Genomic DNA, 12,498 nt, shown 5'->3' on the forward strand with positions numbered 1-12,498 from the left:
TGCCTTGGGCGCCGTCGCCACCAGCGCGCACCCGGCGGCCCAGCCGCCAGCGAGCGACGCACGGCGCTTGGCGCTATCCATCGCCTCACAGTACGTCGCCACGCCAACGCCCCATTACGTCAACGCCCTGCTGGTCTCGGCACAGAGGCATCTTGGCCGGCCCGAGACGGCGCGCACCGCCACGGCAGCCCTGCGCGAGGCCGTCAACGCGCCGGGTTATGCCATGCCCACCGACTGGCCGCGCCTGGCCGGCTATGCGGCACTGGCGGAAGCGGCGACGCTCGACGGCGACACGGCGGCCGGCGCGCTGGCCGTGCAGGCGCTGCGCTCGGTGCTGGCTGACACCGCCGCCGGCCCGCGCCTCGCCGGCTTGCGCTCGTGGACGGACGACATGTTCATGGCCACGCTGCTGCTGGACCGCACCGCGCCCCTGCTGCCCGCGCAGGAACGCAAGCGCGCGGCCGTCGCCCTGACCGCTGCGCTGCTGCATCTCTCTGACCGACTGCAGCGGCCCGACGGCCTCTTTGACCACGCCGAGGCTTCCCCAGTCGCCTGGGGCCGCGGCAACGGCTTCGCGTCGCTCGCCCTTGCGCAAGCCCTCGCCGGCCCGCTGCAGGGTTTTTTCGCCGCAGCACCCCTGCTCGGACGCCTGCAAAACCATCTGCACGCACTGCTGCCCCTGCAGGCCGCGGACGGCCTTTGGCGCCAGGTGCTGGACCAGTCCAGCGCCCAGCCCGAGCTGACCGTGACGGCGATGAGTGTGACCGCGCTGACCGTGGCCCGCAGCCACGGCTGGCTGCCCGCCGGCGTGGCAGACGCGGCCGTCACGCGCGCCTGGGCGGGCATGCAGTCGCGCATCGATGCAACAGGCGGCTTCCGCGATGTCTGCGCCGGCACGCCGGCCGGGCCGACGCTGGACTTCTATCTGCAGCGGCCCATCGTGCACGGCCGGGACGATCGGGCGGCGGCAATGGTGTTGCTGGCGGTTCAGTCGTTCTGCCGGGAGCCTGGCTGCTCGGCATAGCGCAACAACGCCTTCGCCGCCTCGACCCGCAAGGCCAGCGCGGCCGTCTCGTCGTTCAGCACCTGCTGCAGGAAGCGCTTGGGCTCCACATCTGCGCTCGACGGTTGAGCTGCGGGCGATGAGCCGGTAGAGACCACGGGCTGCAGCCGTTGCATCGCGGCGGCCAGAGCGTCCGGCTTGATGCTCTCCAGCCGCGCGAGCAGGTCAGCCTGCCCTTCGATGCCCGGCGGGATGTCCAGCCAGGGTGTGTCGGCAAACACCGGGGCGAGGTCGGGCGCGACGAAGGCGGACCAGTTTTCCGTGGCGTCCTGCTGCGCCGGCACGAGCGCTGCGTCGAAGGTCTGGCCGGCTGCCGATGGACTCAACCGCAGGCGTGCCGGCGCGACGCCGGCCAGGTAGCGTGCCTGCAGATGGGCGAGAAACGCCGCCGCACGCAATGCGCTGATCGGCTCCTGCAGCGAGAACCACAGCTGCAGCCCGTCGCTGCCCGACACGGCGATGGCGGGAGCGGGCAGCTCAAGATCGGCCTGCACGCCGCGCCAGACCTTGGACAGTTCGTCCCAATTGGCTGGGCCGGTCAGCTCCATGACCATTGCCCGTACCTGGCCCGCGCCATCGATCAAATGCCCGCCCAGATCCGGCGAGGTCAAAAGGTACAAGCGATGCAACTCGGACTGCAGGCGGTTCATGTCGATGGGCGTTGGGGGGCGAAGCGAATCTACCGCAAGCGTTGGCACCGCGAGGGCGGCCGCCCACGCCTATAGTGCATGCGGCCCGATGGATTCCGTTCGAAGGTGCACATGCAGCCACCCGCAAGCTTCGTCGCAGGAATCCTCAGGGTCGCCGCATGCGCCGTTTTCGTCGCCACCACGGCGCTGCTGCTCGGTGGCTGTGCCGGCCAATCACGGCTGCTGCACCCGCCTGCCCTCGACGCCACGACGGCACTTGGCTGGCGCGCCGAAACGGCGGACGGCATCAAGCTCGATGTGCAGCAAGTCATCGTCCGCAACGATGCGGCCAGCTGGGTGCGCGAAGCCGACTGGGATGAGTACGCGCTGGTCGTGCGCAACGACAGCAGCACACCAGTCCGGCTGCACTCGATCTCGCTCGCCAACGACGTCCTCGACAACGTCAACCACACCACCGCACCCGATCAGCTCAAGAGCGAGACGACACGCAACGTCGACGCCATGAAAACGGCCGGGCGCATCGTGGTGATTGGCTCCAGCGGGGCAGTGGCCGGTGTGCTGGTGCTGGCAAGTGCGGCCGGCTACACCGTGATGGCGCCGATCCTGCCTCTGGCCCTGCTGGTGGGCGGCATCTCGGCCTATCGAACGCAGAGCAAAGTCAACGCCGAATCCCTGGTGATCGAGTATGAGATCAAGCGGCGCGGCTTCCAGTTGCCGGCCGACCTCGCCCCTGGCGCCGAACTGCGGCGCAGCGCGTTCTTCCCCGTCACACCGGCGCCGCAGCGCTTGCGCCTGCTGTATGGCGTTGGCAATGAGCAGCGCGAACTCCTGCTGGCATTGCCTGCGCTTTCGGGTCTACACATCCAACCCGCGGAAAAGGCGGAGCCCTCAGGCCGCTGAAGAACTTGGTCATCACCGGGACATCTATGCGTTTTGCGCGAAATCTATCGCGGGAATCCTTCAAGAGACGGTGATCTCGCCGGCCAATGGATGTGTTGTCCAACGCGAAACGAAGGAGCGGCGCACGCACCACCGGTAAGCTCACCTGGCAGCGGCCAGGAGCCGCCCAACCAGTGCGGTCAGGTCGCGGAAGGTGTCTTCCTTTTCAAGCACGGCGCGCACACCCGCGGCCGTCGCTTGTTCGCGCAATTCGTCGGTGATCAGGCCTGAGCTGATCACCACAGGCAACCCGGGGCGGAGGGAGGCGATCTCGCGTGCGACGTCGAGGCCTGAGCGGACAGGCATGTTGTAGTCGGTCACGAACAAGTCCACCGCATCGGGTGCGGCGCCCAGGGCCGCAAGCGCAGCGGCTGCCTCGGTGAAGCCGCTGCAGCGGTAGCCGGCACGCTCCAGCAGGCGCACGACGACCAGCACGACGGTCTCGTCGTCGTCCAGATAGATCACGTGCTCGCCGTGCCCAAGGGACGGTGCATCCGACAGGCGCTCGACGCTCATCGCCGGCAGCGGCGGATTGACGGCAGGCAGGTAGAGGTGGAAGGTGCTGCCCTGACCGGGAAGGCTGTCCACGGCAATGCTGCCCTGATGGGCGACGACGATGCCATGGACCACCGACAGGCCCAGGCCCGTGCCCTGCCCCGTTGGTTTGGTCGTGAAGAAGGGCTCGAAGATCCGCTCGCGTGTCGCGGCGTCCATGCCCATGCCCGTATCACTCACCCACAAATGGGCATAGGGGCCGGCGACCAGCCCGGACAGGGCACGGGCCGTGGCCGCGTCCAGATGCACCGCCTCAAGGCCGATGACGATCTTGCCGACCTCGCCACGCAACGCGTGCCAGCCATTCGTGCTCAGATTCATCAGCACCTGCTGGAGCTGGGTGGCGTCGCCATCGACATGCAGAGGCTCATCGCTCAGGCTCAATTCGAGTTCAGCGCCAGCTGGCAGCGTCACGCGCAGCAAGCCGTAGGTTTCGTCGACGATCGGCCGCAGCGCGACGTTGCGCAATTGCTGCGGCTGGCGGCGGCTGAAGGTCAGGATCTGACGAACAAGGTCGCGTGCGCGCAGGCCGGCCTTCTGGATCTCGCCCAACATCGTCAGCGCGGGATGGTCGGCCTCGAGTTCACCTCGCGCGAGTTCGACATTGCCGAGGATCGCGCCAAGGATGTTGTTGAAGTCGTGGGCGATGCCGCCTGCGAGCGTCCCGAGGGATTCCATCTTTTGCGCCTCGCCGAGCTGTGCCTCGAAGCGTCTCAACTCGGCCTCCGCCTCTCGATGCGCGGCCCGGCGAGCGGCCTGGACGAGCTCGCGCTCGAGCACCGGCGCAAGCCGACTCATGTTGTCCTTCATCACATAGTCGTTGGCACCGGCCTTCATCGCGACCACAGCCGTTTCCTCGCCGATCGTGCCGGAGACAAAGATGAAGGGGATGTCCAGACCGCTCGCACGGAAGGTGGTGAGCGCTTCCAGGCCGCTGAAGCCCGGCATGCTGAAGTCGGAGATCACCGCATCCCACGGGCCCTGGACAAGGGCTGACTGCAGCGCCGCCAGATCCTGGACCCGGTGGAAATCAGGCGCGAAGCCGGCGCGGCGCAGCAGGCGCATCGCCAGGCGGGCGTCGTTTTCCGAGTCCTCGACGGCAAGAACCCTGATCGGCCGTTGATTCATGACGACGCCGGCCGCGGCGGCAATTGGTTGAGTGCGAGCCAGTAAATACCGAGCACCTTGACCGCCTCGAGAAACTCGGTGAAGTCGACGGGCTTGCGCACATAGCTGTTGGCGCCCAGCTTGTAGCCCGAAACGATGTCCTGCTCCTCCTTCGACGAGGTCAGGATCACTGCCGGAAGCAACGCCGTGCGGGGGTCGGCGCGCATCGCCTTGAGCACGCCAAGCCCATCCAGTCGGGGCAGCTTCAAGTCGAGGATGATCAGTGTTGGCAGCGCCGCCTCAGCACGATGGGCATGGGCACCACGCGCAAACAGGAAATCGAGCGCTTCCACGCCGTCACGGGCGACAACCAGCGGATTCATCAGATGGCTGCGCTTGAATGCGCGCAGCGTCAGCGCGACATCGTCCGGGTTGTCTTCAACCAGCAGGATGACCTTGCTCTCGTCGCTCATCGGTTTGCTCCAGGATACGGAAGAAGAATGTGGCGCCACTGCCGAGGCTGGCCTGGGCCCATAACGGCCAGCCATGGCGGCGCAGCACACGCTGAACAATCGCCAGGCCGACGCCGGTGCCCGGGAAATCGCTTTCGTGGTGAAGGCGCTGGAAGGCGCCGAACAGGCGATCGGCGTAGGCCATGTCGAAGCCTGCAYCGTTGTCGGCAACAAAACAGACCCGGTCCCTGCCTTCATGGCGCATGCCCACGCGAATGACGGCGTCGGCGGTCTTGCCCGTGAATTTCCAGGCGTTTTCGAGCAGGTTCTGCAGCGCGATGTGGATCAGCTCCCGGTCGGCCTGCACCCTGATGCCCTCGTCGATCTCCCAGCGCACCTGGCGCTTGGGTTGACTCCGGGCCAGTGTGGCCGCCATCTCGTGGACCATGGTGCTGATGTCCACCTCCTGAATGCGCAGCTCGGCTCGCGTCACCCGCGCCAGGCCCAGCAGCTCGTCGATCAGGCGACCCATGCGCTGGCTGGCGGCGCGGATGCGCTGCAGGCTGTCACGGGCCTCATCGTCGAGCTGATCGCCATAGTCCTCGATCAAAGCCAGCGAGAAGCCATCCATGCTGCGAAGGGGGCTGCGCAGGTCGTGCGAGACCGAGTAGCTGAATGACTCGAGCTCATTGTTCAGCGAGACGAGTTCCCGATTGCTGAGCTCGAGCTGGCCAAAGGAATCCCGCAGCGCGCGCGTCATCGCGTCAAAGTGGCGCGCCATCTCGCCGAGTTCATCGGCGCTGCCGACATCGAGCTCGAACGACCAGTTGCCGGCGGCCACCTCGCGAGTGGCCTGCTCGAGCCGCGCGATAGGGCGGAGCACGTCGCGCCGGAACATCCAGACGGCAGCCCCCGTGATCAGCGCCATCAACACCAGTCCCGCGGCCGTCACGAGGACCACTCGCTGTTGCGTCTCGTCGATACGAACGCCCGCATCGTCAATCAGCTTGGCCGCGTCGACGAGGCTTCTTTGCTGCAGGATCAGCAGCCGGCTGGAGATCTGGACCTCGAAGCGCTGCTGGACCTCGTCGGCGACGCCACCGGCGGCTCGCGTGGGCACAACTTCGCCGAACAAGCGGTGGCTGGCCTCGCCGTTGGCACGCAGCTCGGCCAGTGTCCTGGCTGCGGCATCGTCAAGGCCGGTCGGCAATGCAAGCAGGCCTTCAAGACGCTGCCAGACCGCCTGTTCCTGCAATCGGGCGCGTTCGCGACGGTTGAGCAGGTATTCGAAGGTGACCATGCGGATGTCGTTGAGCGCGCTGGCGATCGCGGCGCTGTGGCGGCGCTGCTTGACAGCGGCACTGACCTGGGTGTTCGCCCAGCCGATGCTGGCAGCGATCAGCACCATGGCGCCGAACATCAGCGCTGCGGCGATCCGGGCCTTGCTGCTGATCTTCATCGCACCACCGTCACCCGCCCCGGGCTCGCGGCCAGCAAGGCGTCGAGGCTCAGATGGGACAGGAAGTTCGGCATCGGCTGCGTGGGCGCATAACCGCGCGCCATCGCCCAGCCCGCCACGTCTTCAAGCGTGACCAACTGGGCCTGCTGCTGATCGACCTCCAGATCCAGCGCCTGCCAGGCCGGCTCGAGCGCCTCGGGGTCGAGCTTCAGGCGTGCTGCCAGCAGCGTCTTCGCCTGCTGGGGGTCGAGCTGCACGAAACGCTCGGCATCCAGCAGGGCCAGCAGCAGTCGGCGCAAAGCCTCGCCGCGGGTGGACATGAATTCGCTGCGGCCGACAAGCACGTAGTTCTGGGCATAGGCATCGGGTGCACTGAACGAGATGATGGCGCTGCCCAGGGCCAGCTCGGCTTCATGCCGGACCGGCTGCCAGGCGGCGATGGCGTCCACGCTGCCGTCGCGCAGCGCGGCGATCAGGCGGGTTGGCGGCAGGTCCACGAGGATCAGCGACTGCGGGGCCAGGCGATGGCGCACCATGAAGGCCCACAGGAAGTATTCGCCGCTGGTACCGAGGGTGACGCCCACCCGGCGCCCCTGCAGGCCGGCCGGTGAGCTGATTTCGCGGTCGCGACGCGCCAGCACGGCCAGTTCGTTGGAGGCGCTCGCCACCGCCGCCGCCATGCTCAGCGGCGCACCTTTGAGCACCTCGATGACGATGGGCACGTCGGCCGCGGCGGCGAGGTCCGCGCCGCCTCGCAGGAGCTCGGCCAGCGCAGCTTTGCCATGGGTTTGCGGCAGCACCGTCACTGCCAGACCGCGTTCATCGAAGAAGCCCCGTGCCGCGGCGATGTGAATAAGACCGGCATGCGGCGCCTGGGGAAGCGCAATCGAGAGCCGCTCGGGCGCCAAGGGCGGGCCGGACCGGCGCCGGCTCAGGCCAAACGCCGTGGCAAGCACGGCGAGTGAGGCCAGGCCTGCCAGATGACGGCGATTCAGACGGCGGTTCAGACCGCGACCCGCCGGGGTCGGAGCGCTCATTTGGTCCTCCCGCACCCACCACGCCAAGGCCATGTAGGCCACATGGATAACGGGTTAAGTGTGTTGTCTAAGCTCGTTTGAACGAAGAGTACGGGCACGGCTAGCGTCTTGCAAGGCCTGTTGCGTGACGTATGACCTAACTTGTCCAAACTGCGGCATAGGAGATTTCTCCGTTGCCAGTTCAAGCAAATCTGGCAATGCTTTGGCCCTGGAGGTGGCAGATGGACCTGACGAGCTACACAGACCAGTGGCAGGCACAGCGGCAGCAACTCTTCAAATCCGTGCCGCCGGAAGGCCGCAAAGTCCGCTATCTGGACAAGGAGTTCCTGGTCTACCCCGACACCTTCTGGCCCTTCGCCGACAGCCTGCCGCTGGTCAGGAATTTCACGGTCGCGCCAGGCGAAACCGTGCTGGACGTGGGTACCGGCTCGGGCGTCATCGGCATCTTTGCCTGCTATCAGGGCGCCGGGCGGGTGGTGGGCGTGGACATCAACCCGGCGGCCATCCAAAGCGCCACCCACAACGCCCAGATGCACGGCTTTGCCGGCACCATGACAGCGCTGCAGTCCAATTTGTTCGAGGCGCTGGGCGACGAGCAGTTCGATGTCATCACCGCCAACCTGCCGTTTCGAAACAAGCCGGCACACGATGTGGTGGCCATGTCCCAGTGGGACACCGATTTCAAGACCAACACGCGCTTCTTCGAAGGCGTGGGCCGGCATTTGAAGCCCAAAGGGCGCATCTATTTCGTGCAGTCCAACTTCGGTGAGATCGAGGCCATGAAGCGCCTGGCGCAAACAGCGGGCCTGCAGACCAGGGAGCTGGCCAGCGAGGCCACGGACGAAACCGGGCGCCAGCAATTCTTCGTCTACGAGATGACCTGGGCCTGATCGATTCCAGGAACCTGACGCATCGCCCCCCCATGGACAGCCTGCTACTGGCCATCAAGGCGCGCCGCGCCGTCCCGCGCTCAGGCCTGAGAACGAGGGTCCGCAGGGTGGCCGTCATCCTGTGCGGCTCGCGCGGCGGATCCAGCCTCTTCAAGGAGGCCCTGGCCCTGCATCCGAGCATCGCTTCACTGGATGGGGAACTGGACCCGTTGCTGGCCTTGTCGGGCAACGGCTTCAATCAGAACTCCGACAGCGATGGCATCGAGCGGGTGGCCAATGTCGAGGAATTGAGCAGCAACATTCTGGACGAGGTTTCCTTTGCCTCGGCGGACCTCCTCGATACCGAGCTGCTGCTCAGGAAGTGGAAGAACCGGCTGCTGCTGCAGTTCCCGTCGCGTTTCCTGGACACCGCTGCCGAGCGGCGCCTGGAACAGTCGCTGGAGGCGGCCTTGGGCCAGTTCGAAGGCGGCGAGCGTCGCAGCGAAACCGAGCTCCAGGAACTTGTGCTCTCCACCGTGTTCAGCGACGAGCCTTGGCGGATCAGCTACTACGACGGCAAGGCCAACCGCGGCGACGGCCGGCACTTCGACGAACCCTTGAAAATCGAGGAGCCTCCCTTCGTGGTACCCACGCTCAAGCGGCGGCCCTTCGGCTCGGCCGATGTGCGGGAATCGGTGCTGCTGTTCAAGGCGCCGTCCGACGCCTACCGCATCGGCATGTACGAGCAGTTGTTCCCCAACGCCGAGGTGAGCTACATCCATCTGACCCGGGGTTTCGCGCAGTCCATCAACGGCCTGATGGACGGCTGGCTCTACCCGCTGGGATTCTTCTCCCACGACCTCAGCAAGATCGGCTGCGAACTCGCCATCCCCGGCTATTCCGACACCGTGGCTTTCGGCCGCAAGTGGTGGAAGTTCGACCTGCCACCCAACTGGCGCCAGTTCACCCGGGCGAAGCTGGAAGAGGTGTGCCTGAACCAGTGGTACTCCATCCACGAAGCCATCCTGCAAAGCGGCGTCTGCACCCTGCGCGTGTCTTTTGAAGACTTCGTCGACAACCCCATCGCAACGCTGCGGTTGATCACCGACCATCTGGGCCTGCCCGCCATGGCCCCGCCAGATGCGCTGCCCATCAAGATGGCCACCGAACCACCGAGCTCCAAACGCTGGCACAAAAGAAGCGCCTTGCTGCTGGACCTGGCTCAGCGGACCGAGGTGCGCGAGATGATGGACAGGCTTGGCTATCCCATGGAGCCCGACAGATGGCTGTGAATGCAAGGCTTCTGCTGCCCTACCTGATGGGCCAGCGCCGCGACGGCCTGCGCCGCGTGCTCGACATCGACCCCCATCCCTGGGAAGTGCTGGCACCGGCACGGCAGCATGCGACGCGGATCGACGATCCCATCGCCAAGCTGGACAGCTTGGGGCACCTCTACGCCCTGCTGGCTGCTCGTGTCGCCACGCTGGCCCACAGTGGCTGCCGGCCAGTCAGCCTCGCCGGCGACTGTGTCTCCAGCTTGGGGCTACTGGCCGGGCTGCAGCAAGCCGGCCAGCCGCCCGAGCGTGTGCTCTGGCTGGATGCCCATGGCGACTTCCACACCTGGTCCAGCAGCCAGACCCAGTACATCGGCGGCATGCCCCTGGCCCTGTTCGTCGGACGGGTCGACCACGATCTCGACCCGCGCAGCCAGGCGGCACGCGCCTGCCTGGCCACCATAGGCGTGCAGGCTTATCCACAACAGCAAATCGTTCTCGCCGATGCCCGCGATCTCGACCCCGGCGAGCGCGAAGCGCTGCTCGGCTCCCAGATCCTGCGCTGCCCGCTCGACGAAGTGCTGGCACACCTGCAACCGCAGGAGCGCATCTACCTGCACTGGGATACCGACATCATCGACGACCCGGCCCATATGCCTGCGCTCAAATACCATGTCCAGCGCGGCCCCAGTGCCGCGGACATGGCCGACTTCTTTGGCGCCCTGCGCGCGTACAACATCGTCGCCGTCTCCGTCTCTGCATGGCATGAGGAACAGGACGCCGACAACCGGACCGCCCAGGCCTGCCTGGAGATCTTGAACACGCTGCTCGACGCCTGAGGCCGCGCTGCCCGGTTGTCGTCAGAACGGCGTCGCCGTGTTGTCCTGCAAGCCCATCGCGCCCAGGGCCCCGGCCTCCATCATGAGATGACCACCCAATACAGAGGGTGAGAAATCAGCCGTGCCAGCGGGCTTTTGCCCTTCGGTCCAGGCCTGCAGCGTCTCGGCCGCCATGGGCCGCGCCAGGAAATAGCCCTGCAGTTCGTCGCAGTGCAGCGCCAGCAGGATGTCGCGTTGCCCCTTGGTCTCCACACCCTCGGCGACGACGCGCAACCCCAGCTCATGGGCCAACTGGATGACGGCGCTGACGATGGCCTTGGCGTCGCTGCTGGTCTCGACGTCGGCAACGAAGCTGCGATCGATCTTGAGCTGGCGGGCGGGCAGCTGGCGCAGATAGCTGAGGCTGGAATAGCCGGTCCCGAAATCGTCGATGGAGAGAAACACGCCGATCCGGGCCAACTCCTCGAACGCGCGCTGCGTGCTTTTGAGATCCTCCATCGCGACGGATTCGGTGATTTCGCAAAGCAGTTGGGAGGGTTCGACCAAGTTCCTGGAAAGGGCCGCTTCGATCCGCGCCGCCAGGTCTTCCTCGCGCAGTTGATGCACCGACAGGTTGATCGCCACGCGCATGTGCAGCCCGATCTCGGCCCAGGCGCGCATCTGCCGGCAGGCCTCTTCGATGACCCAGCTGCCAAGGCCGTTGATGAGGCCGAAGCGCTCTGCGAGAGGGATGAACAGACCCGGGGCCAGCAGGCCGCGCTCCGGATGATTCCAGCGCAGCAGGGCTTCGACACCGCGGATCTGGCCATGCTGGCCATCGATCTTGGGTTGGTAATAGAGCTGCAGTTGCTCATGCTCGATGGCATGGCGAAGGTCGTTCAGCAGATTGAGCTGCTCCTGCGCACCTTCGTCCATATGCGCCTCGTACAGCGCATAGGTGCTGCCCCCGGCGCGTTTGGCGGTGTACATCGCGGCGTCCGCATGCATGACCAGCTTGTCGCCGTCACCGTGATCAGGGTAGGCGGCGATGCCAACCGATCCAGACAAGGCAACCCGGCGGCCGCCGATCTCCAGAGGTGCCGCCAGTGCCTCGATCAGGCGGCGGGCGAGGCTGACGCAGTCCACCAGGCTGCTGACGTCCTCCATCAGCAGAACGAACTCGTCGCCACCGATGCGCGCCACCGTGTCGGCGTCGCGGGCCGCTGAACGCAGGCGCACGGCAACCTCCCTCAGCACCGCATCGCCGGCGGCATGGCCGAGCGAGTCGTTGACCGGCTTGAAGCCGTCCAGGTCGACAAACAGCACGGCCACCTTGCCGGCATTGCGCTCCGAGATCTGCTCGCCGTTGCGCGCATGGCGCTGCAGCGCGTGGGTCAGGCGGTCCTCGAACAGCATGCGATTGGGCAGGCCGGTGAGCGGATCCTGGAAGGCACGCCGGCGCAGCTCCTCGTTGGCCGTTTCCAGCTTCACGTTCGCGACCTTCAGCGAGCTGCGCATGCGGGCGTCGAGGGTCGAAGTGAACAAGGTCATCGCCAGCAACGCGACGGATGACACCGACACCATCATCCCGAGCTGCGGGCCTGCCAACGCGTCAGCGCTCAGGCAGACGGTGCCGGCCGGAAAACTCGCCGCCGCCATGCCCGTGTAGTGCATGCCGCAAATGGCGATGCCCATCACCAGCGCGGCCAGGGGTTGGAAGACCATGCCGCGCCTCTCCCCCACCTTGCGCAGCCAGAAGAAGATCAACAACGCCGCCGCCGACGCAGCGATCGCGATCAGCGCCGATGCCGCGACCAACAGCAAATTCCAGACGATGCCGGGCGACATGTCGAGCGCTGCCATGCCGGTGTAGTGCATCGCGCAGATGCCCAGCCCCATCGCGATGGCGCCACCGGCCAGGCGGCGCCAGGTGAGCTCGCCTTGGCTCGCGACAAACAGGGCGATGGCCGACACGGCGACCCCGGCGATCCACGATGCCACCGTCAGCACCACGGTATAGCCGAGCGGAATCGGCAGAGAGAAGGCAAGCATGCCCACGAAGTGCATGCACCAGATGCCGGTGCCCATCGCCAGCGAGCCGCCGACCCACCAATTCACGGCGACGCCGCGGTCACGGGTGCGGACCCGCTTGGCCAGATCAAGCGCAACATAGGACGCAAAGCTGGCGATCAGCAGCGACGCAGCGACCACCCACGGGGCGTAGCTGGAGGGCAGATATTGCATGGCTAACTGTTCGCCTCCCTGGCGCCAGATA

11 protein-coding genes are annotated in these 12,498 nt (G+C 66.4%); 5 read left to right on the forward strand and 6 right to left on the reverse strand.

All coding sequences use genetic code 11. The features are described 5' to 3' along the window. The first annotated feature begins 4 nt into the window (after positions 1-4). Positions 5-1,024 (forward strand): glycoside hydrolase family 88 protein, encoded by a 1,020-nt coding sequence (locus tag ACXJKJ_RS15390; protein WP_457390805.1) that lies wholly within the window; start codon positions 5-7, stop codon positions 1,022-1,024. Here ACXJKJ_RS15390 and ACXJKJ_RS15395 read toward each other — a convergent pair. Beyond that, positions 988-1,713 carry a hypothetical protein gene (locus tag ACXJKJ_RS15395; protein WP_457390807.1) on the reverse strand — a complete coding sequence of 242 codons (726 nt, stop codon included), beginning with the start codon at positions 1,711-1,713 and terminating at the stop codon, positions 988-990. The two genes, ACXJKJ_RS15390 and ACXJKJ_RS15395, sit on opposite strands and share 37 nt — an antisense overlap. Positions 1,714-1,791: 78 nt before the next feature. Here ACXJKJ_RS15395 and ACXJKJ_RS15400 point away from each other — a divergent pair, with 78 nt between their 5' ends. Then, positions 1,792-2,613, forward strand: a complete 822-nt coding sequence (locus ACXJKJ_RS15400; protein WP_457390808.1) for a hypothetical protein — start codon at positions 1,792-1,794, stop codon at positions 2,611-2,613. A 141-nt stretch (positions 2,614-2,754) separates the two neighbouring features. Here the strand turns inward: ACXJKJ_RS15400 and ACXJKJ_RS15405 are convergent, their stop codons facing one another. The 4 genes from ACXJKJ_RS15405 to ACXJKJ_RS15420 are packed head-to-tail and all read right to left on the reverse strand — an operon-like array spanning position 2,755 to position 7,262. Next, complete coding sequence (locus ACXJKJ_RS15405) at positions 2,755-4,335, reverse strand: response regulator (protein WP_457390810.1); 1,581 nt, start codon at positions 4,333-4,335, stop codon at positions 2,755-2,757. After that, positions 4,332-4,787, reverse strand: a complete 456-nt coding sequence (locus ACXJKJ_RS15410; RefSeq protein ID WP_056193887.1) for a response regulator — start codon at positions 4,785-4,787, stop codon at positions 4,332-4,334. Before ACXJKJ_RS15410 ends, ACXJKJ_RS15405 begins: the two co-directional genes overlap by 4 nt. Next, complete coding sequence (locus tag ACXJKJ_RS15415; protein WP_457390812.1) at positions 4,753-6,225, reverse strand: sensor histidine kinase; 1,473 nt, start codon at positions 6,223-6,225, stop codon at positions 4,753-4,755. Before ACXJKJ_RS15415 ends, ACXJKJ_RS15410 begins: the two co-directional genes overlap by 35 nt. Continuing rightward, positions 6,222-7,262: an ABC transporter substrate-binding protein gene (locus tag ACXJKJ_RS15420; RefSeq protein WP_457324601.1), complete on the reverse strand. Its 1,041-nt coding sequence runs from the start codon at positions 7,260-7,262 to the stop codon at positions 6,222-6,224. Before ACXJKJ_RS15420 ends, ACXJKJ_RS15415 begins: the two co-directional genes overlap by 4 nt. A 221-nt stretch (positions 7,263-7,483) precedes the next feature. Here ACXJKJ_RS15420 and ACXJKJ_RS15425 point away from each other — a divergent pair, with 221 nt between their 5' ends. Genes ACXJKJ_RS15425 through ACXJKJ_RS15435 form a run of 3 tightly spaced genes read left to right on the forward strand, consistent with a single transcriptional unit; the run spans position 7,484 to position 10,244 of the window. After that, positions 7,484-8,152, forward strand: a complete 669-nt coding sequence (locus tag ACXJKJ_RS15425; RefSeq protein ID WP_457324600.1) for a methyltransferase — start codon at positions 7,484-7,486, stop codon at positions 8,150-8,152. Between the two features lie 32 nt (positions 8,153-8,184). Next, a complete protein-coding gene (locus ACXJKJ_RS15430; RefSeq protein WP_457390814.1) occupies positions 8,185-9,423 on the forward strand; it encodes a hypothetical protein in 1,239 nt (412 codons plus the stop codon). Further along, on the forward strand, positions 9,414-10,244 hold the full coding sequence (locus ACXJKJ_RS15435) for an arginase family protein (RefSeq protein WP_457390816.1): 831 nt from the start codon (positions 9,414-9,416) through the stop codon (positions 10,242-10,244). Before ACXJKJ_RS15430 ends, ACXJKJ_RS15435 begins: the two co-directional genes overlap by 10 nt. Before the next feature lie 21 nt (positions 10,245-10,265). Here the strand turns inward: ACXJKJ_RS15435 and ACXJKJ_RS15440 are convergent, their stop codons facing one another. Continuing rightward, on the reverse strand, positions 10,266-12,467 hold the full coding sequence (locus ACXJKJ_RS15440; RefSeq protein WP_457390817.1) for a putative bifunctional diguanylate cyclase/phosphodiesterase: 2,202 nt from the start codon (positions 12,465-12,467) through the stop codon (positions 10,266-10,268). Positions 12,468-12,498: the final 31 nt, after the last annotated feature.

Source organism: Roseateles sp. P5_E1, from assembly GCF_054049335.1.